The 21,967-nt window shown below is 61.6% G+C and carries 19 protein-coding genes; 7 read left to right on the top strand and 12 right to left on the bottom strand.

Features of this window, described 5'->3' with window-relative positions; all coding sequences use genetic code 11:
- Positions 1-45: 45 nt before the first annotated feature.
- The 6 genes from ACOQFS_RS12255 to ACOQFS_RS12230 form a co-directional block, all read right to left on the bottom strand.
- Entirely contained in the window at positions 46-633 is a 588-nt protein-coding gene (locus tag ACOQFS_RS12255; RefSeq protein WP_421563137.1) for a class I SAM-dependent methyltransferase, read from the bottom strand.
- A gap of 144 nt (positions 634-777) precedes the next feature.
- Positions 778-1,512, bottom strand: a complete 735-nt coding sequence (locus tag ACOQFS_RS12250; protein ID WP_421563136.1) for a hypothetical protein — start codon at positions 1,510-1,512, stop codon at positions 778-780.
- The gene (locus tag ACOQFS_RS12245; protein ID WP_421563135.1) at positions 1,509-2,273 is read right to left on the bottom strand and encodes an FkbM family methyltransferase; all 765 of its coding nucleotides are present in this window, start codon (positions 2,271-2,273) and stop codon (positions 1,509-1,511) included. The genes ACOQFS_RS12250 and ACOQFS_RS12245 overlap by 4 nt, the downstream gene beginning before the upstream one ends.
- Positions 2,266-3,714 carry a hypothetical protein gene (locus ACOQFS_RS12240; RefSeq protein ID WP_421563134.1) on the bottom strand — a complete coding sequence of 483 codons (1,449 nt, stop codon included), beginning with the start codon at positions 3,712-3,714 and terminating at the stop codon, positions 2,266-2,268. The genes ACOQFS_RS12245 and ACOQFS_RS12240 overlap by 8 nt, the downstream gene beginning before the upstream one ends.
- Positions 3,711-4,721 (bottom strand): radical SAM protein, encoded by a 1,011-nt coding sequence (locus ACOQFS_RS12235; RefSeq protein ID WP_421563133.1) that lies wholly within the window; start codon positions 4,719-4,721, stop codon positions 3,711-3,713. The genes ACOQFS_RS12240 and ACOQFS_RS12235 overlap by 4 nt, the downstream gene beginning before the upstream one ends.
- Entirely contained in the window at positions 4,718-6,499 is a 1,782-nt protein-coding gene (locus ACOQFS_RS12230) for a class I SAM-dependent methyltransferase (protein ID WP_421563132.1), read from the bottom strand. Before ACOQFS_RS12230 ends, ACOQFS_RS12235 begins: the two co-directional genes overlap by 4 nt.
- A 351-nt stretch (positions 6,500-6,850) precedes the next feature.
- Between ACOQFS_RS12230 and ACOQFS_RS12225 the strand changes: the two genes are divergently transcribed.
- Both ACOQFS_RS12225 and ACOQFS_RS12220 read left to right on the top strand, forming a co-directional pair.
- The gene (locus tag ACOQFS_RS12225; protein ID WP_421563131.1) at positions 6,851-7,546 is read left to right on the top strand and encodes a WbqC family protein; all 696 of its coding nucleotides are present in this window, start codon (positions 6,851-6,853) and stop codon (positions 7,544-7,546) included.
- Positions 7,547-7,586: 40 nt separating this feature from the next.
- Positions 7,587-8,834, top strand: coding sequence for a hypothetical protein (locus ACOQFS_RS12220; RefSeq protein ID WP_421563130.1), 1,248 nt, complete (start codon positions 7,587-7,589; stop codon positions 8,832-8,834).
- Positions 8,835-8,863: 29 nt separating this feature from the next.
- Here ACOQFS_RS12220 and ACOQFS_RS12215 read toward each other — a convergent pair whose 3' ends face one another.
- The 5 genes from ACOQFS_RS12215 to ACOQFS_RS12195 form a co-directional block, all read right to left on the bottom strand.
- Positions 8,864-9,862, bottom strand: a complete 999-nt coding sequence (locus ACOQFS_RS12215) for a radical SAM/SPASM domain-containing protein (protein WP_409834027.1) — start codon at positions 9,860-9,862, stop codon at positions 8,864-8,866.
- Positions 9,863-9,917: 55 nt separating this feature from the next.
- Positions 9,918-12,008, bottom strand: a complete 2,091-nt coding sequence (locus ACOQFS_RS12210) for a glycosyltransferase family 2 protein (protein ID WP_421563129.1) — start codon at positions 12,006-12,008, stop codon at positions 9,918-9,920.
- A 20-nt stretch (positions 12,009-12,028) separates the two neighbouring features.
- Positions 12,029-13,312, bottom strand: coding sequence for an ATP-grasp domain-containing protein (locus ACOQFS_RS12205; RefSeq protein WP_421563128.1), 1,284 nt, complete (start codon positions 13,310-13,312; stop codon positions 12,029-12,031).
- Positions 13,309-14,043 carry a class I SAM-dependent methyltransferase gene (locus ACOQFS_RS12200; protein WP_421563127.1) on the bottom strand — a complete coding sequence of 245 codons (735 nt, stop codon included), beginning with the start codon at positions 14,041-14,043 and terminating at the stop codon, positions 13,309-13,311. Before ACOQFS_RS12200 ends, ACOQFS_RS12205 begins: the two co-directional genes overlap by 4 nt.
- A gap of 237 nt (positions 14,044-14,280) precedes the next feature.
- Positions 14,281-15,504, bottom strand: a complete 1,224-nt coding sequence (locus tag ACOQFS_RS12195; protein WP_421563126.1) for a flagellin — start codon at positions 15,502-15,504, stop codon at positions 14,281-14,283.
- Positions 15,505-15,884: 380 nt separating this feature from the next.
- On the opposite strand from ACOQFS_RS12195, the gene ACOQFS_RS12190 reads away from it, so the two are divergent.
- The 4 genes from ACOQFS_RS12190 (at position 15,885) to ACOQFS_RS12175 (ending at position 19,528) form a co-directional block, all read left to right on the top strand.
- Complete coding sequence (locus ACOQFS_RS12190; protein WP_421563125.1) at positions 15,885-17,099, top strand: flagellin; 1,215 nt, start codon at positions 15,885-15,887, stop codon at positions 17,097-17,099.
- Between the two features lie 159 nt (positions 17,100-17,258).
- A complete protein-coding gene (gene fliD, locus ACOQFS_RS12185; RefSeq protein ID WP_421563124.1) occupies positions 17,259-18,689 on the top strand; it encodes a flagellar filament capping protein FliD in 1,431 nt (476 codons plus the stop codon).
- Positions 18,690-18,785: 96 nt separating this feature from the next.
- Entirely contained in the window at positions 18,786-19,223 is a 438-nt protein-coding gene (gene fliS, locus ACOQFS_RS12180) for a flagellar export chaperone FliS (RefSeq protein WP_421563123.1), read from the top strand.
- Between the two features lie 5 nt (positions 19,224-19,228).
- Positions 19,229-19,528: a flagellar protein FliT gene (locus ACOQFS_RS12175; RefSeq protein WP_409834115.1), complete on the top strand. Its 300-nt coding sequence runs from the start codon at positions 19,229-19,231 to the stop codon at positions 19,526-19,528.
- Between the two features lie 205 nt (positions 19,529-19,733).
- Here ACOQFS_RS12175 and fliE read toward each other — a convergent pair whose 3' ends face one another.
- On the bottom strand, positions 19,734-20,048 hold the full coding sequence (fliE, locus tag ACOQFS_RS12170; protein ID WP_421563122.1) for a flagellar hook-basal body complex protein FliE: 315 nt from the start codon (positions 20,046-20,048) through the stop codon (positions 19,734-19,736).
- Between the two features lie 177 nt (positions 20,049-20,225).
- Between fliE and fliF the strand changes: the two genes are divergently transcribed.
- Positions 20,226-21,944, top strand: a complete 1,719-nt coding sequence (gene fliF / locus ACOQFS_RS12165) for a flagellar basal-body MS-ring/collar protein FliF (protein WP_421563121.1) — start codon at positions 20,226-20,228, stop codon at positions 21,942-21,944.
- The last annotated feature ends 23 nt before the right edge of the window (positions 21,945-21,967 follow it).

Raw genomic sequence — 21,967 nt, 5'->3', positions numbered from 1 at the left:
AGTCTGCGCGGCAGAAGGCATCAAAGCGAAACGCGCGGCGGATGCTCAGTTGGCCTCGGGCTTTGTCGTCACCCAGGTGGGGTAGCGCGACCACGGATCGTCGGTCTTCTGAAAATTCAGGATGGCGATCTCCAGCTGCAGATCTGCCGCAAAGCGGTCAACAGCCTGAATGACCAGCGGCCATTGGGGCGAATAGTCGTCACCGGCCATGACGCCGCCCGGCTTGAGCTTGGGCCACCAGTGGCGGAATGTCCGCCCTTCTTCTTCACCCGTGTGCGCGTACCCATCAACGTAGATGAAGTCGAAATACGCGTCCGGAAACAGGTCCAGCGCTTCGTCAAAGGTCATGCGCAAGGTGGTGTTCTGCTCCTTGAAGGGCAGCAAGCGCCGCAGGGCCATCTTGTATTGTGCGGTGTCGTGGTTCCGGTCGCCCGCCCACATGTCGATGCTGAAGAGATGGGCGAAGCGTCCTGTGTGCAAAAGGCTTTCCGAAAACCTGCCCTCCGCCACCCCCAGCTCGACCCCCACGGAGCCGGGCGCGAGCAGCTTCACCACGTCCGTTCTGAGCTGAAAGTGGGGGACGTCTGCCAGGGTGTTGCGCATGTTGCTTGTGCCTGCTGCTTGTGGTTGCATGGGATGTGTCGATGGAGGGCCCGGCCGGGCTAAGAGCGGCAAACAAAAATCTTCTGGCGCCGTTGCCGCGTCTTGTCGTACTACCCGTACTGCCTGCGACGCTGCGCCTGGCCAGAACCGCTGCGCTGAGTTCTGTTAGCCGCTCTAAGCCTTCTGGTAGCCAAGGGTGTTCTTGTATTGCGAACCCTTCACGTAGATCGTGATGGCGACGGAGTTTCGCTCGTTTTCGTCGGGGCCCATCGGGTCCACTCCGTGCCAGCTGTCGTCGGTGCGGACAAAGGCATACCCGGAATTGGGCTTGAATGCGTTGCGCTTGAGCCTGGCAAAACCGTCGCCGTCCTTGCGGTAGAAGCAGGTTCCCAGATGGGTCTGGGAATCGTCCCGGGGCAGGTAGATCTGCAGCGTCGCAACCTTGATCGGATGGTCCTGGTGGATGCGGATGAAATAGCCGGGGAAGTCCTTGTAGAAAATGGGAATCGCCTCCGTTTCAGGCATCTCCTCGCCGAATCTCGCGTGGATCCGGTTTTGGAATTTTTCAAGGATCGCATCCTTCAACGCATCGGACGAGAAGACCCGGGCCATCTCGGTCCAGAAGACGCGATCGGCCCCCTCCAGCCGCTCCAGCGTCGCCTCGGTGAGATCGAGCATGAGGCGCGTGTACCTTCCGTCGGGGAGCCTGGCATCCGCGTGGTTGAGTATCTCGTAGGCCTCCTTGGGCGGCAGCCGCTTCTGGATCTCGCCGTAGAGCTGCGGCTCCAGCAAATCTTCCATGTAGATATTCTCGGAGGGTGCAGGGTCTATGTCGGCGGCCCGGATTTTCTCCACCAGCCTGCTCACCGTTTGCGCGGCGTCGAGTTGATAGGTCTGAGCTTCAGTCACAGCGGCCTCTGATAAAGATAGTTGAGAACACCTTCGATCTGGTGATAGGGGTAGATGGTGCTTTGCTTCTTGTGCATGAATTCCAGGCCGCCATCACGCATGATCTCGTGCACACCGTCCACCTGTGCGGGCAGCCGCTCGACAAGTTCAACGGACACAGACCTGAGGCGGGGATCGCCCAGGGTCTTGCGGGCGCCTTTGACGATGTCGAGCTCGATCCCGTCGACATCAATCTTGATGTGCTCTGGCACCTGCATGCCAAACAGCTCCACGGCCTGGTCGATGCTGCAGCCCATCATTCCCTGCCGGAACACCGGGCGGTAGGGGTTGCCGAGATAGTCGAGATCGCAGTTGAATGAGCTCATGGCGGTGCCCATGCCGACCGAGGACAGGTTGATGGTGCCCGCCGCCATGTGCTCTGACAGCGCAAAACAGTAGGCCTTGATTTTGTCCTGCAATCCGTTCATGTGGATGTTGGCGCAGAGCTGGAAGTAGTTTCCAAAATGCGGCTCGAAGGCGATCACGTTCACCCCGCGTAACGCCGCGTAGATGGAATACATCCCGATGTTGGCGCCTATGTCCCACAGGGTGGCGTTCTCTGCAAAGCCGTCGATCCACTCCAGTGTTTCGGGCTCCTTGGTGTACAGGGTGTCGAAGCGCCAGGCGTTCTTGCCCTGGTGGCTGAGCAGGTAGCGGATGTCCGTGTTGCCGATGCGGCACACGCCGACGCCGTCGCACAAGAAGGGTTGGGCTTCATTCATCATCGGTAGTCTCGGCAGAAGTGTTCTCGGGACGGATGTATTCGAGCGGAAGGTTGGGAGAGGGGGTGATTTTTGCCAACAGCCGGCCGTGCCGCTCGAAAAACTGCCTGGCGATGCCGAAAGACGCCGCGGCGCGGTCCACGGGCATGTCTCCCGCAGACCGTTCGCCAAAGAAGTACGGCTGCGAGTAATCCAGATCCACTCCGCCGATCAGCACCTTTCGGTAGCCCATGTAGAACGCGAACTGCACCGCATTGAGCACCACGGTGAAGCCCCGAAAGATAGCGTGCGCAGGATCGTGGGAAAAATAGCCTTCATCCATATACGGCGACTCCGTGAGCGGGAACGTGATGACGTTCTGCCGGTCCAGCATTTTTGGGTGCGACGCCCGGGCCTTCTGCTCGACATCGGAGCGCAGGAACTTGATATCGGCATGGACCCCCATGATTTCGTCGGGGTATTGATCAAATGCCTGCGGGTCGGCCACGAAATAGTATTTGGGTGTGAAGCGAAGGCCGGGATACCTCCGGGTGATCTCCCAGGCCCGGTTGCACCAGAAGGACTCCTTGTGCAACAGCGCCTTGGCGTCAAGCCCGTTCAGCGAAGGCCCGTTTCCGAGGATGTAGGCCGTCTCTCCCTGCTTGCTGTCTTTGAGGCTGCGGATCTTTTCCTGCATCGCCGCATGAACGGCCACGTGGACGCGGGACGCAGGGGGCGGCGAGCGAAGTGTGTTCGCATCGATCGTGGCAGGGGCGAACGGCTGGAGCGAGCCTTCAGCAACCCGTGCTTCGATTTTTTCCAGCGTGGCGTGGATGTTGGAGAAATCCACAGCGCCAAAGTCCGGGAGCGCGTAGCGCCACCACTCGACCGCAAGCAGCCGCTTGATGATGTCTGGAGGGAAGCGCATTCTGATCAGCCGTGCGGGGTTTCCCGCCACGATGGCATAGGGGGCGACGTCACGCGTCACCACGCTGCGAGCGCCCACGATAGCCCCATGGCCGATATGCACCCCATCCTGCACGAAGACGCCGTTGCCAATCCAGACGTCTGAACCCACCGTGGTGTGACTTGCCCATTCGAAGGGGCTGGTACTGGGCACCGGCGGCAGCCCTGCCGCATGCTGCCAGCCGCGGTAACCCTGGCTGTACTGAAGGGGAGAAACGGACAGCCAGTCCACCGGGTGGCGGCCATGGCCTATCTGCACGTCCCGGGCGAACGAGCAGTAGCGGCCGATGGTCGCGTTCTGGATGAAGCCGCCGTTGAGGTGGCTGAAGGCTCCGATGCGCAGCGGGTAGTCCAGCCCGAGGAGGGCATTGGTGCTGGAGGGCGTTTCGATGCACAGATCGGCCGACACCGCGGCACCGGCGAAGTTGCCGTCCATGAAAAATCCGCGCTTGCGCAGAGCTTCGCGCAGCGCGGGGGTGAGCTGGACCATGCTCATCGAAGGCTCCTGGTGGCGAGCAGTCCGGCGAGCTGGACGGCCTGCTCCGCCGTGGGGCGCTCTTCGGCAAAGTGGCAGTTGCTGCACAGGCCTTGCTTGACGCCCTCCTGGATGAGGCTGGCGCGAAAGTCTGCGGCGAAGCGGCTTGCGTACTGCAGGAAGAGGTCAGGCTGCCTAGCCAGATTGCCGATCACATACTCCGCATGGGCCGGGATGTCGGAGCGGAAGTTGCAACACGGTACGGTGGAGCCATCGTGATCGATGTACACGGCCCAGAAAGGGATGAGGCAAGGCGAGGTGCGGCGGTATCCCAGGTGAATGGGCACCTCGCCCGCGCGGCTGGTGCCGCCGGTTTCAAAGTTGCGGCCATACAGCCGGATCGCCATGTCTTGGTAGTGCAGGCGGTGCTCATACCATTCGCCCGGAATGTCGCTGACCAGCGTGTGGGGAAGCTGCACACGCCGCAGCGTCCTGTCTCCCGCCGCCTTGATCTTGGCGTGGTCATAGCGCTCGTTGTTCCCCAGATAGATCTGGATGTTCAGGTTGCGCAATCCAGCGGCATACAGCTGTTCGACATACTCGTGATTGAGGTAGTCGCCATTGGTGTTGCTGTGCAGCTGCGCCCGCGGCAGCATGCGGCTGGCCTGCGCGATGCGCTCCAGGATGACCTTGTCCGCCAGTGGCTCGTTGTAGCGGCTGTAGGTGATGCCGCCGTCATAGTCGATGGACGCCAGTTGCGCGAGGATGGACGAGTACATTTCAGCCGGCATCAAGGTGTTGCCGGAGATGCGGTCATGGGTGGCGTTGGGGCAGAACCAGCACTTGCGATTGCAGTACGAGAACACCTCGATCTCCACGAGCCTGACACTGCGCTTGAACAGCTCGGCCGCACGTTCTGGGCTCGGCTGCTCGACCAGATGCTCTGGGACGAGATTGGCCCAGCGCTGCGAACCCACTGCAGCGGGCGCATTCGTGGAGCCTCCGGGGATGCTGGTCGGTGTGGTCATAGTGCGGCAGAAGGCTTGTAAGCCAGGATGTTGAGGTGCCACGGCTCACTGTCGGCACCGGACGTGCGGCGCCGCACGGTGGTGAACCCTGCCGCGAACAGCGTCTCGCTCAGGCTGCGCTCGGTGTAGCCCCACCTGTGGGCGTCTTCCCGGTTTCCTCCTCGTGCTTCATCCCGCCACCCCCAAAGGCTGGCGAAGGCGTGATCCATCTGGTTCTCGAAACTGCTGGTCGCGAGTCCGAGAATCTGGCGCGCGTGGAACTCCACATCCGGCACGATGAGGTGCAGCACGCCCCCAGGCGCCAGCAGGTCGTGCCAGTGGCGCAGGGTCGCGCGCGCCTCCTGGGGGTCCTGGTGCTCCAGCATGTGGCGCGAGTAGATCTCTGTGACGGTTCCGGGCGCTGCAATCTGGATGTCGCCGGCTTGGCACACATGGTCGGTCGCTTCGGTCGCGCGGCAATCGATGTTGATGTAGCCCTCCAGCCGTGTGCTTGCGCAGCCCACGTGCAGCCTCAAAGGCTCGATCGATGAAGCAACGCCTGCCCGCAGCGGCAGCACCGGCCGTGTGGTGTGGATCTCTTGCGGCTTCTTGTGCCATGTGTCGAGCCGCTGGCGCAGCTGGCTCCCGCCGCCGCGTTCGAAGGCCTCCCGGGTGATGCTGCGCTCCCAGGTGGCCACCTTGGCGTAATCCCCCCAGCGGTCCAGCGTTGTCCTGGCATGGTGGTGTGCCAGATCCGGCAGGGCCGCCACGCTCGGCGCCGGGCGCTCCGGCGCCAGCACCTGGTGCCAGAACGCGGGGGAGAGCACTGTCCTGAAGTGCAGCTGATGGAAGGCTGCGGCAGACGGCGCAGACTCATGCGCCAGCGGAACGGCGGGGGCGTGCAGCATGTGCGCCTTCTTGCCGAACCAGACAGCCTCCTGGAGCAGTGCCGAAGACATTCCCGCGAGTTCGAAATCCTCAGGCGCGCTGAGCAGCTGGTAGGCGCTCTGGTGGCAGGGCTCCACCGGCTGGCCGATGATGCGGGCCAGTTCCGCGCATTCCAGCGCGGTCATCCCGGTGGCCATGGGGTGGCTCTTGAAGAACACGCGCCGCCCGGCACTCAGCGCGCGCAAGGGTTCGGCGAAATTCGCCCAGCGCAGTCGCTGACCGTCGGGAGTCAGCAGCGAGGTGTCGCCGGGCGCCTGGCCCACAAGAACCAGGCTGCCCGCCAGATCCTGAAACACATGTCGGCCTGCGACTTCCAGCTGCGTTCGGTGCATCCGCACGTTGGCGGCAAGCGTGGCGGCTTCGAGCCGGACTTCATCGGGCGGCACGGCGCGGGCGGCAATCCTCTCGGACAGGGTGTCGTCCGAGCTGCGCATGGCGACGTAAAGGTCGCTGCCGAAGCGCAGCGGAGACAGGCGCACATCGAGAAAGGGCGTTCCGCGCTGCTCGCTCACCTGTCTGAGCCATGGCGGCATCTCATACGACAGCACCGTGCCCCGCGTCGGCCAATGTTGCGCTAGCTCGTCGAGGGCAGCTGCGGGGAGGTGGTGAAAGCACGCTGCCGATTGCGCCCCGTGCTGGGCACTGGCGCTGTCGACATCGGCCAGCGCGCGAAAGCGTGCGAGGTCGAAGCCGGCGGCAAGCCCGTAGCCGGACTGAACCGCATGGGCGCTGGGCAGTTCCACGCCGCAGCCCTGGCGTATGGGTTCGCGCACCAGGTCGAGAAACCCCTGGCACAGCGCCTGGGGCTGCTGAAGAAGATCGGGCAGGCAGATGATGGGCAAGGAGGCCATGGTCTTACCGTGCGGCAGGGCTGCGCAGGTTCGCGCTCGCAAGGGACGGACGTCGGTCCACCCAGCCGGGCCCCGTACGGACGTCCGTTGCTTCAAAAATGAGAGCGGCCAGCGCTTGCCATGTAATCATTTCAGGTGCTTTCTTTTGGAAGTCCAATGTGATCCAGCGTGAGGCGCTATCTTTTTCGTAGCTTTCGGGTGTTGCGCGTGCGGGGGGCGGTGCGGTGCAGGGCGGTGAAAGCCGGTGTGGCCGAGGAATCCCGTGCCAGAATATTCCGCAGACCGTCCCCATGTCCTCGTGCTCAAGCCAATGAGCGATCCCGAACAATTTGCTTGTTGCACCACGGAAATATGACTAAAACAGTCGCCATCATGCAGCCGTATCTTTTTCCCTATTTGGGATATTTTCAGCTGCTGGGGATGGTGGATGAGTATGTGGTCTACGACGACGTCCATTTCATTCAGCGGGGATGGATTGCGAGAAACAATATCTTGTTGGGCGGGCAGCGAAGGCGTTTCAGCATATCGCTTTCGCAAGCCAGCCAGAACCGGCTGATCAACGAGATCGTGATTGCAGATGATTTCAGAAAATTTCTCAAGACGGTCGAACAAGCCTACCGCAGGGCACCCCATTTTTCGCGGGTGATGCCGCTGCTGACGCGGATATGCGATTTTCCCGATAGAAACCTCGCCCGGTTTGCAACCCACGCCCTTGGGCAGATCGCTGCCGAGCTGGAGATTGAAACTCGCATCGTGGTGTCCTCGCTCCTCGCAAAGGACAACACCCTTCGCGCCCAGGAAAAAATACTTTCCATCTGCAAGACGTTGGAGGCCGACGTTTATGTCAACCCGGAAGGAGGGCAGACGCTCTATGACCGTGAGGCCTTTCGATCGCATGGGATTGAACTGCGGTTTTTGCATTCGGATACGAAGGACTACTTGCAGTTTGGGGAAACCTTTGTGCCGCATTTGTCGATTATTGACGTCATGATGTTCAACGAGATTGGTGCGATCCGGAAAATGCTTGGAAACTACCGGTTGGTTTGAGAATCGGATCGCGATCGCCAGTCCACATCATGTTTATTAAATGAAACCATACGACAAGATCGTTTGCCTGCCCGATCTTCTGCGTGGCACACGGGCCTTTCCTGAGGCGTGTTTTGACCTTGCCCGCGAGCCCATCCTGCAAGGTTGCGGGGTGGACATCGGTTACTCGCCCGAGGTCAGGACAAGGAATTCGGCGTGGACCGATGGCGGTTTCGATCCGGACGAGTTTCGCAGGCTGGCTGGCATGGACGGCGAGAGCGCCGAAGCCCGGAAAGCGCTGTGGGCCGCCCTGTACCACGCGGTCCCTTCGCGTGCGGTGGATTACCTGTTTACCTTCATCTCTGCGGACACATTGCTGCTGACGTGTGAAATCCCTCCATGGCTGAGAGATGCCTGCCGGGACCGTGGAATCCATTACGTGGATCTGCGCCTGTCTCCCTTGCGTTTCGGGCGCGACTTCTATGTCTGCGTGCGCAGCTCGGACGCCGACATAGGCCGCCGGGTCGCTGAATTCGCCGTGGCCACCGAGGAAATCCGCATGGAGGCGGCGATGCTGGCAGCGAATGTGCGCATGCACCAACGTGAACTCCAGGACTATGGGCGCTACCACTTCGACGACCTGAACGGAGCCCTGCTTTTCGTGGGCCAGACACCCCTGGACGCTTCGCTGCTGGGTCCGGAGGGGCGGTCGCTGCGCTGCAGTGACTTTGCCGACCGCCTGCGCTTGCTGTGCCAGGGGCGCCGTCTTCTCTACAAAGGGCATCCTCTGGCGACCGAGTTTGCCGAGGAAGAGCGGGCGCAGCTTGAACGTATCACGGGGCAGGCTGCCGCGCCCTGCCCCCTCAATGCCTACCAGATTCTCAGCACGCATGACGATGTGGAGCTGGTGGGCATTTCCTCGGGCATGCTGCAGGAGGCACCCTGGTTCGGCAAGACGGCCCATGTGCTGTTTCGCCCGTTTGTTCCTGTGGACGTCCCTGGCACCCCAGAGGCCCCAGGGGCGCCAGCCGATTGCGAGGGCTACCAGCAGGTGCATTTCCAGACCTTCCTGGCGCCGGCATTCTGGTGCCAGTCCATCACGCCCGGCCGCCCCCTGCCGCGCCCTGTTGCAGCGCTGACGCCGGTGCCCCACCACCATGGGCGGGAAATTTTCAACCAGTACTGGGACTACGCCAAAGTCATGATCTGGCAGCGCAACCTGTGGATGGAAGGCTTCGAGCGGTCGGGCGGCGGACTGCTGCGCCAGCGCATCGAGGCCCTTGAGCAGGGCGCTGCCCGCGGGCAATGACCGGCACGGTGCGCGCTGCACGGGCAACCTCATCGGGAGAACGTCTTTCCAGACCAATGAAAGACCTTCGGGTGCTGGCACACAGGATGGTTCATGACGCTCACAAACTCCGCATGGTCAGGGTGCTTGGGGTTGGTAAGGTCTTGCTGGCTGAAATTGACATCGTGGAACAACGTGAACCAGGGCAGCAGAGGCCGTAGCTGAATCTTGTCTGCCTTGAATCGGTCCAGGCAGGTTTGAACGAATGAGGGAACCTCCCGGAAGTTCGCAGGCTGTACCACCATCGTGATGATGAGGTTCTTGAGCCGCTTGGCCTGCCGGAGGCTGCAAAGAAAGTCCAGGCTTTCGAGCGTCACATCCAGGTTGTCAAAACCCCCGCTCAGTTGTGTGTAGGTGGCCCGCTCGAAGCTGTTGGGCGTCACGATGACGGTGAGCTGGTATTCCTCCAGATGCTGAACCTTGTCCCAGTTTCTCTTGACGAGCACTCCGTTCGTCTCCAGCGAGATCTCGCAGTTCCTGTCGGAAGGTTTGACCTTGGACAGCATGCTCATCATGTACTTGCTGGAGAACACGTCTCCGTTCCCGCAGGCCTCCATGAACTTCGCGTTTCCGAGATAGGGAAGAAGTTTTTCTTCCATGACACCCATCAGATCGCGATAGCTGGAGTCTGTCTTGAACAGACCGTTGCGGCAGCTGGGGCAGGCGTGGTTGCAGGTGTAGTCGTAGGCAATGTTGAAGTTGGTGGGCGGCTTGCCCGCGCGGGATTCAACTTCCTTGCGAAAGTCCTCGGGCGACAGGTCTGGCAGGGTGTCGTTGCTGAGGAAGGGGCATGAGGTCTTCAGGCAATACTCAAAACTCTGGTTCTCGATGGATTCCCGCAACGCCTGGGCGTCGGGGCTTTCGCAAATTTCCTGCACGGACTGGCGCGAGAGGTTGCCAATCTCGCGCTTGGACGCCCAGCTGCAGCAGTAGGTTTTGCCGCCGTGTGTGAGATGCAGATGATCGTAGGGGCGGTTGCAAAATCGCATGATGGTTTCCTTGCGGGGGCGTTCTGAGCGGTAGGGGTGAGCCGGGAGAAGGACTTCAGACAGGCGCAGGGCGTGCACCCGGCGTGCCGAAATCGGATTCGCCTTGCAGGATGGCGAGAACCTCCTGGGCGACGCGATGCGTTTCTTGCTCGCTGTACCGGTGGTCGCAGGGCAGAAGAAGCAATCGTTTGAGAAGTTCAGTCTCTTGTCCCAGCGTGGGGTCGTACTTGTCGTCCAAAGCGAGGGCGGGGACCGTGCACAGGACGCCTTTTCGGTTCAGGGCCGTTCGGAGAAAAACGGGCGGAATCGATGCGGGCAGCACCAGCGGAAAGGCGGACGGTGCGAAGTCCACCGTTGAGGACTGAGGCCACAGCGCCCACTGGCGCAACAGGCCGTGCAGCACCGCCCAGTTCGCTCGACACCGCGCTGCAACCAGCGGCATCGGTATGCGCGCCAGCATCTCCGTGGACAGGCGGCTCATCGCGCCTGCGGGCGAGGGATGGCCGAACCGGACTGCCTTTTCGCGCGCCACGAGGTCGCTGCTGACGATCGGGTGTTCAAGGCGCTCCAGCAGGAGGTCCCTGCGCTGGGTCGCGAACGTGTTTTCCTGGGTGGAGCGGGGCTTCAGCGTGCCGACGCCGGCGCCGACCAGAATTCCCCCGTCTGGCACGCCCAGCACATCGGAGGGGCTGTAAAGCGTGGCATCGGCTTCCAGGGGTGTTCCAGGCCAGAGTGCGTCGCTGCGATCATCGATCCAGAGAACATCTGTGCGCTGGCGCAGCGCTTGTCGCAGGGCAGAGGCGGGCGGTCGCCCCATCCATGAAACCGTCAGTACCGCATCGCCCGGCAGCGTATGCGCAACGAAATCGGCAGAGGGCGTGAAGTCGCTGCCTACGGGATAGAACTGGTGGGGAAACCACAGGTTCTGCAGCTCGTCCCGCAGAGTTTGCGAAATGATTGCCGGCAGCCACAGCCGCCGAACACGGCGGTGGTAGACCCATGCCAGAAGCGCTGCCAGCGGGGTGGCGAAGCAAGCAAACTCCTGATCGGCGGTCCAGTGGTGCCAGACGCTGTCGGGCGTCGGCGGAATGCTCTGCAGTTCAAACTCTTTGAAGCCGCCCATGGATGGCGCCGGGGCTGTCTCACCGTCCTGACCTGGTCTGCCTGTCCACGGAGGCACGCGGTCCACTTGCTCCGGCATGGCCAGCCTGACTGCGTCCAGCAGCGGCGCATTGTCTTTGACGAGCTTCAAGAACCATTGCTGATGGTCCGCGATGATCTTGCGCGCTTGGTCAAGGTCTCCGGTTTCCAAGCAGTTGGTGATCATGCCGCGCAAGGCAAGCAGAACACGTTCTCTGATCTGCAGGTGAAACCGGCCCGCGAAGAAGGTATCCATTTCCTCATAGAAGCGAATCCAGCCGTCGCCTTCCTTCTGGAAGAAAACGCCTTTGTCCACGTTCTGCAGCCATGAATAGCCGCTTTCGTTACGCCGCCACACGCTCATCGCGTCGTCGAAATACTTGATCTTGCCCTCCACCGCATGCAGCATCATCAGTGCATGGTCGTAGAGCATCCACTTGCGGAACCAGGGTGGAAGACCTTCTCGGAACCGCCAGCGGAACACGAAGGAACTCGTTTGAAAGTAGTAGTTGGCGATGGCCTCGTCGGCGTGAAAGATGCCTTGCCGGATCCGCTCGTCGTCGGCTGAGCAGTCCTTGTAGATGTACTGCTTCTTCTCGTCGCCCGGCCGGTTGTCGAACTGCATTTCCACGCGGTGGCAGCAAACGGAAAAATCCGGGTGGTCTTCCAGGAAGCTCACCTGCTTTTCGAGCTTATGGGGCGTTTTCCAGTAGTCGTCGCCTTCACAGAATGCGATGTACTTGCTGCGAACGTAGCGAAGCCCGTCCATGCAGTTGTTGAGGCCACGCCCGTTCACCGGCTGCCTCAGAAGAACGAGGTTGGCATGTTCGCGCGACCATCGTTCCACAATTTCAGCGGTGCCGTCGGTCGAAGCGTCGTCGCACACGACCAGCTCGAAGGGAAACGAAGTCTGCTGCGCGAGGCAGCTGTGCATCGCCTGTTCGATGTACGGCGCGTGGTTGTAGGTGAGCATGAAGATGCTGACCAGCGGTGTTTCGGTGCTCATGGTGGGGCGTGCATCGGAACTCAAAGCAGTCCTTCTACGGCATCGACGTCAAACACGGGGATTCGCGTGCGAGCAAGGACTTCTTCCCGCTCGACGAATAGGTTGTCGATCAGGATTGCACTGGATTCGGTCACGTAGTCCGACTTTTTCTCGGTATCTGCAATGTGGTGAATCTGATCGAAAAGCTCCGGAAACACCCTGAACGCGCGCATATGGGCCTTGAGGTCCCCCGCATGGCGGCTGATCAGCACCAGTTTCTTCTTCCGGTTGCGGCAGGTGTAAAGAAACTGCATCAGCGCGGCGTTCACCTCGCCATCCACGATGACGGTATCGTCATAGTCGACATACACGGTGTGAAAGCTGTGCTCGATTTTGTAGCTGCTGAGCAGCCGGCGGCGCAACGCGACCGGAAACTCGTTCTTCATCACACGAACATCCAGGCCCAAGGCGTCATACGCTGCAAGCAGCGGCAGGTTGACGCCTTGCTGCCGGTATACGCCCATGGTCCCGGCAGCGCGGCACGATACTTCCAGCAGCTTCAGCGCGCCGGTGTCGCTGCGCTTGGTCTGGAAGAACCAGAGGCCCCGGGGCTTGAGCTTTGCGTTGAGGATCTCAGCGATATGCTGCGTTGCAGCATCGAGTGCCACCGTGTGTGACTCGAACGCAATCCCCATTTTGACGACATCACGGGACCGAGGGCCAGCAAACAGGAGACGCCCGTGGCGGTCGGAAAAGCAGTCGATCGTGAACTCTTCGCCGGGCAGGTATTCGCTGATGACCGGCTCGGATGTTTGAGACCACAGGTGCAACAGTGTCTGAAGGTCGTTTGCACGTGCGCCTCCTACGCCACCCTGGCCCCGGCTCGGCTTGATGAACACCGGCCACTGTTCCACTGCCTGCGGGTGCGTATAGGTGCGTGGGCAAAAGGCTTCCTCTGCGAGCGTGGCATACAACAGACTCTTGTCACGGCATAGCCGTGCGCACTCGACGCCGGAACCCACCAACGTGGCTTTCAATGCACTGCCTTGTTCCGCCAGAAACAGCGCGACCTGATCGTGCGTGGCGAACACCAGGGAAATCTGGTGGGTTTGCACGAAGAGGTTGAATTCCGTCAGGAAGTTCTCTTCGTCAATATTGGGCAGGTCGTCGCGATAGCGCGGGAACAACCAGCTTCCGTAGCCAGGCCGGCTGGACGCTCCCCACACTTCGAAACGGGTGGAGTAGCGCAGCGCCTGGAAGAGCTCGAAGGCGTTTTCCGCTTCCCCCGGGAAAACGAGCACCCGTGTTTTCGAATGGGGCGTCATGACTGGGCTTCCGGTTCAGCCGCCGCAATGCGGTACACCCCTGCCCAGCTTGCGAGAGGCCCGAGCCTGCCCGCTGAAACGACATGCAGGCCGGCCAACGCGGTATTGGCCGCGGAAATCAGTTTGCTGTTCCACCGCGCGCCGGGCGCATGGTCTTGTCGCAGGGTGCTGGGGTAGTAGTGGCGGCTATGGCGGATTCGCCAACTGTCGCGAAAGAACCGGATCTCCTGCAGTTGCATCCGAACCTTTGGCCTGAACGCCGCTGGCGCACCAAGAATGCCGAACATCATGCCCAGACTCTGCGGCGTGTAGGGGCGGACATGGGTGTAGTCGTGCCAGAAGCGAAGGCCGGGCAGGGGGGTGAGCACGATCAGCTTGCCATCGTCTGCCAGGAGGGGGAGATAGCGATCCATGAACGCTACGAGGTCAGGCGCCGACATGTGCTCGATCACATGGGACATCAGAATGACGTCGTAGCGCTGGCGCGGAAGGCTTTCGGGCAGAAACGCCTCGAATCCCTCGCGTTGCAACCCATCTACCTGGTCTCGATTGGCATCGATGCCCACGATTCTGGAGCACCTGCCACCCAGCAGGCGCATGTATTTGCCCTCGCCACAGCCAACATCCAGAACGCTCTTGCCGCTCAGGTCCGAGGCAAACAGCTGCAATAGATACTGTTCTTCAAGGCGTTGATAGTGCGCCCTCAAAAGCAGCGTTGGGCTTCTGTTCATGCAAGAGGCTCCCCGGGGCAAAAATTCTGAATCCCCATGCCGGGGCGAGCCAGGAGTCTAGTCCAGCGTGCCTGTGAATTCGGCGATCAGTGAGTGCCTTTCCTGCCGGCAAAGAAGCGGCCTTCGCCTCTTCAGTTCACCGGAGCGCGCCGGCACCCCGCAGAGCGCTTGGAGTTGCCGGACCAAGCCACACCCGCTTTGGCGAATTCGGTTCGATTTGCGCGGGGCTGTGCGCTTTTAGCCTTGCAGCAGCTGCAGTACCTGCTGCGGCAACTGGTTTGCCTGCGCCACCATCGCAGTGCCCGCTTGCTGCAGGATCTGCGTGCGCGAGAGGTTTGCGGTTTCCTTGGCAAAGTCGGCATCGACGATACGGCCCCGGGAGGCTGCCAGGTTTTCCACCTGAATGTCGATGTTGGCCACAGCGCTCTCGAATCGACTCTGAAGGGCGCCCAGGTCGGCGCGGGCAGAGTTCACCTGGTCGATGGCGCTGTCAATCTTCTTGAGTGCCACCCACGCGTCGCGCTGGGTCGCCACCGTCACGTTGTCGATACCGGTCTTCTCGGTCCCCGCTGCGTCTGTAAAGGTGATGGCCGACCCGTCAAAGCCTGTTGTTGCTACGTCAAAGCCGGTCATCGTCACCGGTTCGGGGGTGACGCCATCGGCCCCGATCTTTGCGGACATCAGCTCCATGGCATAGGTGCCATCGTCGTTTTTGGTCAGATACGCGGTGACCCCGGTGTCCGCGGACTTGGCATTGATTGCCGAGATCACCTGGCCGAGACGCTCCACGCCCGACAAAGCACCCTTGATCGATCCCAGATCGACGGCCGAAGCACTGGCGCCGACCTGGATGGTGAGCGTGCCGGCAGGCACGGCGGTGGCATAGCCCGTGATCGTCGTATTGGCGGTGTCTATGGATGGCACCGAACTGGTGGAATAGCTGATGTTCGCCAGGCCTGAACCCCGGGTGTCGGCCAGGGCGCCCAATGTGACGTTGTCCCCCGAGTTGGCGCCGACCTGGAAGACGGCACCCACAAACGAGCCGTCCAGAATTTTTTGCCCGTTGAAAGTGGTTTGTTTCGCAACGCGGTCGATTTCGTCCGACAGCTGCTTGACCTCCGCCTGCAGGGCTTCGCGGTCGGCCTTGCTGTTGGTCGCGTTGCTGGCCTGCACCGCCAGTTCGCGCATGCGCTGGAGCATGTCACCCACCTTGCCCAGCGCGCCTTCGGCGGTTTGCGCCAGCGAAATGCCGTCGTTGGCGTTGCGCGCAGCCACCGTCAGCCCCTTGATCTGCGTGTTCATGCGCTCGGCGATGGCCAGACCGGCCGCGTCGTCCTTGGCGCTGTTCACGCGCAGCCCCGAAGAAAGGCGTTGCATGGAGGTGGCCAGGGAACTGGCCGAGAGCCCCAGGTTGCGCTGGGCATTGATCGAGGCAATGTTGGTGTTGATGGTTGAGGCCATTGCGGAACTCCTTCAAAAAGCTAGGGCATTGCTGCCGTGACCAAGGACACCACCCGCAGTTGGTAGCCCTAGCGTTGATGGAATTCTTCTACAAGCCCCCATGGCATAGAGGGTGGAAAAAAAGGTGGAATGCCCCCCAAATCGGTGTTCCGGGTGCCCCGTTGCTGAGGCGCGCACAGGGAAATGCAAATATTTTTGTTACATGTGCTCAAGTTTCCCGCAGGGCCGCCCGATAACCCAACCAACAGGTTCGAGCGAATTTGTTGACCGGCAAGCGATGGATGGGTTCACGTTACTGCCGCCCCGGTCTTGGCTGCTGGCATTGGCCGGCGTTCTGATCGGCGGTTTAGCCGGAATTTAGTTACCAAGGAGCATTTCAAATGGCCTCTACCATCAATACCAACCTTCCCTCGATGAATGCGCAGCGCAATCTGGGGCTCTCGGCCGGCTCGCTGGCTACCTCCATGCAACGCCTGTCGTCGGGTCTGCGCGTGAACAGCGCCAAGGATGACGCTGCCGGCCTGGCGATTGCAGAGCGCATGAATACCCAGGTGCGTGGCCTGGGTGTGGCGGCCCGCAATGCCAATGACGGCATCTCGCTGGCGCAAACCGCCGAAGGCGCGCTGGGCAAGGTGGGTGACATGCTCCAGCGCATGCGCGAACTGGCTGTGCAGGCCAGCAATGCCACCAACAGCAAGAGCGACCGTGAAGCCCTGCAGGCTGAAGTCAAGCAGCTCACCGACGAAATCGACCGTGTGGCCAAGCAGACCAGCTTCAACGGCACCAAGATTCTCGATGGTTCGTTCGCAGGTGCCTTGTTCCAGGTGGGCGCCAACGCTGGCGACAACATCACCGTGGGCGCCTTGACGGATTCGCGTGCTAGCGGTCTGGCCAGCATCAACTATTCCACGGGTTCCGTCGCTTCGGTGAATGCCAGTGACGCGACCGTGACCAGCTTCGCCACCAAGATTGATGCTGGCACGTTGACCATTCAAGTGGGTTCTGGTTCGGCCATCGACCTGGGCGCGATCCGTGCAGCCAGCTCCGGCGTCCAGCGGCTGGGTGACGTGGTTTCGGCCATCAACAACAAGTCTGCGGACACGGGTGTTACGGCCTTCATGTCGAAAAACGATGATGGTACGTACAAGCTGGAATTCATGTCGTCCAAGCTCCAGGCCGACGGCGTAACGCCTGAAACGGTGACGATGACGGGCTTTACCGCTGCCAGTACCGCGTTTGACGGTACGACCAACTTGGCTGCAGCGACGGGTGACGACATCAAGGGAATTCAAACGCTCAAGGTGGACACTCAGAAGGACGCGTGGGTGGCACTGAAGAAGATCGACAATGCGATCGACCAGGTGAACTCCGCACGTGCCGACCTCGGCGCGCTGCAAAGCCGGTTCGAGAACTCGGTGAACAACATCGATATCCAGGCTGAAAACCTGTCAGCCTCCCGTGGCCGTATCGTGGACGCTGACTTCGCGAAGGAAACTGCGAACCTGTCTCGCACCCAGATCCTGCAGCAAGCCGGTGTGGCCATGGTGGCGCAGAGCAATCAGCTGCCCCAGCAAGTGCTGTCGCTGCTGCGGTAATCGGAGCAGGAAGTCCAGGCCCGGCGAGCTGCGGGCCTGTCAAAGCGGCGATGGGGTGGCTCCCCTCGCCGCTTTTCCGGCTTTTACACGGAGCCGGTTTTTGCAAGAATCGTGTAGTTTTTGCAATGCCCAGTTTCTGGGCGCGCCAAGGAGAGCGATATGGCCATTTCATCGATCGGTATCGGCAGCGGGCTGGACGTCAACAGCATCGTTTCGCAAATGGTCGCACTGGAAAAGCGCCCGCTTGCGCAGTTGCAGACCCAGGCCTCGTCCATTCAGACGCGCGTCTCTACCTATTCGCAGATCAAATCGCTCATGTCGACCCTTGGCGACGCTGCCGCCAAGCTCACGCGCGATGGCTCCTGGAACGGGATGGCGATCACATCGTCCAACAGTGAGGCGGTATCAGCGACTGTCACTGGAATCGCCAGCGCCACTACCATGGGGATCAGCGTGCAGCAGCTGGCGCGGGCACAGTCGGTTGCTTCGACGGCCGTTCCCAAGGACACGGCAGTGGGGGGCGGAACGCTGACCATACAGCTGGGCTCGTGGCTTCACACCACGCCGCCACCGCAGTTCACGCCGGGCACGGATTCGCCCCTGGCCATCACCGTGGGCGCCACGGATTCTCTGACCACGATTGCAGCGAAGATCAACGACGCCAACGGCGGGGTGACCGCAACCGTCATGCGTGACGCCACGGGCGAGCGGCTCCTCGTTCGCTCGTCCAAAACTGGCGAAGAGTCGGGATTTCGAATTCAGGTGGCCGAAGACCCCGGCTCGCCCGGCTTGTCGGCACTGAGCTTTGACCCCCAGAATGCACCGGGCGCCGGAATGGCGGGCAACACCGTGCAGTACGGCCAGAACGCCCAGGCCAAGCTCAACGGCATCGATATTTCATCGCCAACCAACACGTTTGCAGAGACCATTCCCGGGCTGAGCATTACCGTGTCGAAGGTCACTGCGGACGAGGTCAACATGCGGGTGGCGCCCGACACCGCCGCCATGAAGAAGAACATCCAGGACTTCGTTGCGGCCTATAACGCCGTGAACGATCTGCTCAGCACTTCCACGAGCTACGACGCGGAGACCAAGGTGGCGGGTGTTCTGCAGGGGGACAGCACGGCTGTGGGGCTGCAGGGTGCCTTGCGCATGCTGACCATGGGTTCGGCCGGCGGCACGGGGGCTTTGCAGCGTCTCGCGGATGCCGGAATCGCCATGGAACGCGGCGGCAAGCTGGCGGTGGACAACACCAAGCTCGACGCCGCTCTCAAGGACCCCGCGTCTCTCAAGGCGCTGTTTGCCAATCCGGCCACGGCGGGAGAGGGCGGTGGCCTCGCCGTGCAGTTCAAGAGCTTTACATCCGGGTTGCTGGCGCTCGATGGCTTGATGAACAACAAAGCAGACGCGCTCAGCGCTGCCGCCAAACGCAACACCGCAGAGCAGGACAAGGTCAATGACCGCGCAGCGCTGGTGGAGAAGCGGCTTCGGGCGCAATACACGGCGCTGGACACGAAGATGGCATCATTGACGTCGCTCAGCAGCTATATCAGCCAGCAGGTCGCATCATGGAACAAGTCGAGTGGCTGATGCCCCGGGAGTGAATGAAATTTCGTTGGAATTCCGCTTGAGTTTGTGCCGCTACTGCCGAAAACAAAAGGTAAGTAGTCAGAAGGAATGAAGGCCATGTACACCCCCGTCAGTTCCCGTGCAGCCAATGCCTACCGCCAGGTGGGCGTGCAATCTGGTGTTGATGGTGCCAATCCCCATCAGCTCATACAAATGCTCTTCGACGGCCTGCTTCAGTCGCTCAACGAGGCCCGAGGCGCCATGCAGCGCGGCGAGATGGATGCGAAGGGGCGTCTCATCGGCAAATCGGTGCGGATTCTCGAAGAGGGCCTCAAAGGGGCGCTCAATCCCGCGCAGGGCGGCGAGATCGCCGTCAACTTGCGGGCGCTCTATGAATATTGCGTGACCCGCCTGACTCTCGCCAATTTGCGCAATGACGTGGCACCGCTGGAGGAGGTCGTGGCGCTGATCGAGCCCGTCGCCCAGAGCTGGGCAGCGATCGGTGGTTCGGCGAACGCAGGCGGCTCTGGTCCTTCTGCCAAGGTGGGGGGGTGATTGTCATGGAGAGCCAATTGATAGATTTCTACAAGGCCATTGAAGACAGCAGCGCAAAGATGCTGGAGGCTGCGCGCCTGAAGGACTGGGATGGCGTGGTGCGCTACGAGGGGGCTTGTGCCGTGCTCATCGAGCAGCTGCGGTACAAGTCGCAAGAGCAGGAGCTGCTGCCCGAACACCGTCGCGAGAAAACTCGCATCATGCAGCGCATCCTGCGCAATGACGCCCAGATCCGTTGCCTGGCAGAGCCGTGGTTGACCCAGTTCGAGCATATGTTTGACGGCCAGCCGCAGATGATGCATTGAGGCCTTCGGCGGAGAGTGTGGTGGCTCGCGGCAGTGCCGCACCAACCCGAAGAAACAACAAAGCCCCGCAATGCGGGGCTTTGTTGTTGGTGCTTCAAAATTAATAGCTGGCAGCGCTTGCTGGCATTCGCCTGTAGTGCAATATTGCTTGGATTTCTTTTGATGGCAAGCGCCAAGCGCTATCAAACTTGAAGCGTGACAGCTGTCACACCTGCATGTTCATGATGTCGGTGTATGCCTGCACCATGCGGTTGCGCACATGCAGCGTCGCCTGAAAACCGATCTGGGCCTTTTGCATGGCCACCATGGTTTCTTCCAGGCTCACAGCGGGGTTCTCCATCTGAACTTCCTTTTGCAGGTCCGAAGAGCGATTCTGGGCGGCGCTCACAGACTGCAGGGCGCCCTTGAGCGCGCTCGAAAATCCCACTTCGCTGGCGTCGTTTTGGGGTGCCGCCATCGCGCGGCGCGCCAAGCCGGCGCCCTGCAGGGGGGCGGTTGCGCTTGAGATGCGGAGGTCCATGGCTGTGTCCGTCGGGGAATGGGGGTATGCTGCGTATCCTAGCCAGCCCGCCCGGGTCCATCACGGCGAAATGATGGTCAAACGCGCGGCTTATCCAGCGAACATTTTGCAAGCGTGACCGAATAATCGACCCCACGCTTTGGTCTGTCGCCAGGCCCGTCCTTTCTGGAAAGCACGATGTCTGCAGTTGCTGAAATTCCTGTTGCCCCCATCCCCCCCGCCGGCCCAGGCTGGCTGCAGCGGCTGTCGTCCCTGGACCGCGCACGGCGCATGCGTCTGGGCGTCGGCGTGGCGCTGCTGGTGGCCGTGGCCATCGCGGCCGTCGTGATGGGCCGACAGTCCGACTATCGGGTTCTGTTCGCCAACCTGAGCGACAAGGATGGCGGCGCCATTGTGGGGCAGCTGTCGCAGATGAACGTGCCCTATAAATATGCCGATGGTGGCGGGGCGATCCTGATCCCTTCCGACCGGGTGCACGACGTGCGTCTGCGCCTGGCGACTCAGGGCCTGCCCAAGGGCTCGGTCACCGGTTTCGAGCTGATGGAGAACAGCAAGTTCGGCATGACGCAGTTCCAGGAGCGGCTGAACTTTCAACGCGGGCTGGAGGGCGAGCTGACCCGTTCCATCCAGGCGCTGTCCTCCGTGCAGGGGGCGCGGGTGCATTTGGCACTGCCCAATCAGAACGGTTTCTTCCGCGAGCAGCAAAAGCCCTCGGCGTCGGTGCTGGTGAGCCTGCACCCCGGCCGCATTCTCGATCGCGCCCAGCTGGCGGGCATCGTGCACCTCGTTGCATCCAGCGTGCCGGAACTGGCACCTTCGGCGGTGAGCGTGCTGGACGACACGGGCAAGCTGCTGTCCCAGGCGCCCGACAGCGCTTCGGGCGCCGAGGTCAACGCGCAGCAGCTTTTGTATGTGCAGCAGATCGAGCAGCAGTACACCCGCCGGATCATGGAAATCCTGGAGCCCGTCGTGGGCCGGGACAACGTCAAGGCACAGGTGACGGCCGAGGTGGACTTTACGAAGACCGACTCCACTTCCGAGCAGTTCCGCCCCAACCAGACACCGGATGCCGGCGCCATCCGCAGCCAGCAGGTGCTGGAAAGCCGTGGCAGTGCCAACAAAACCGCCACCGGCGTGCCGGGCGCTGTGGCCAACCAGCCCCCGGCGCCCTCTGCCGCGCCCATCAACGGCGCCAATCCCGCTCCCAATGCCGGCGGCACCCAGGGGAGCACCGAGGAGGAGAACAGCAAGCGCGAGTCCACCACCAATTACGAAGTGGACAAGACCGTGCGTGTGACCCGGGGCAGCACAGGCGCCGTCAAGCGCTTGAGCGCCGCCGTGGTGGTCAACTACCAGTCCACGGAGGAAAAGGGCAAGCTGGTTCCCAAGGCGCTCACACCACAGCAAATCGAACAGATGACCGCACTGGTGCGCGAGACGATCGGCTTCAACCGCGAGCGTGGGGACTCTGTGAACCTCATGAACACGCCGTTCCAGGTGACGGCAGCCGCCGTGAGCGATGTCCCGGTCTGGAAGCAGCCCGAGACGGTGGATCTGGTCAAGACCCTGGCATGGCCGGTGGGCGCCGTGGTGTTTGCTGCCCTCGTGCTGCTGGGGCTGGTGCGCCCCGCCCTCAAGTCGCCGAGCCCCGCGAAATCCGCCAAGGCCACCAAGGCCGACGGCGCTGTTGCTGCAGCGGCAGGCGGCCAGGTGGACGCCCTGGAGGCCGAAGCGCTGGAGCGCCCGGCACTGCCCGGGCCCGGTGGCAAGAAAGACGAGGCCCTGCCCGCGACACCGGAGCAATTGCGTCTGGAAGAGGCGCGCGTGCTCGCCAAGGAGAATCCGGTGGCCGTGGCCAACATTCTGAAGACCTGGCTCAACGGCGAACCCGCCTGATCACCGATTTCCGGAACCCTAGC

This window comes from Paracidovorax sp. MALMAid1276 (assembly GCF_049198005.1).
Lineage (GTDB): Bacteria > Pseudomonadota > Gammaproteobacteria > Burkholderiales > Burkholderiaceae_C > Acidovorax.
This window is presented reverse-complemented; position numbering and strand designations above follow the sequence as displayed.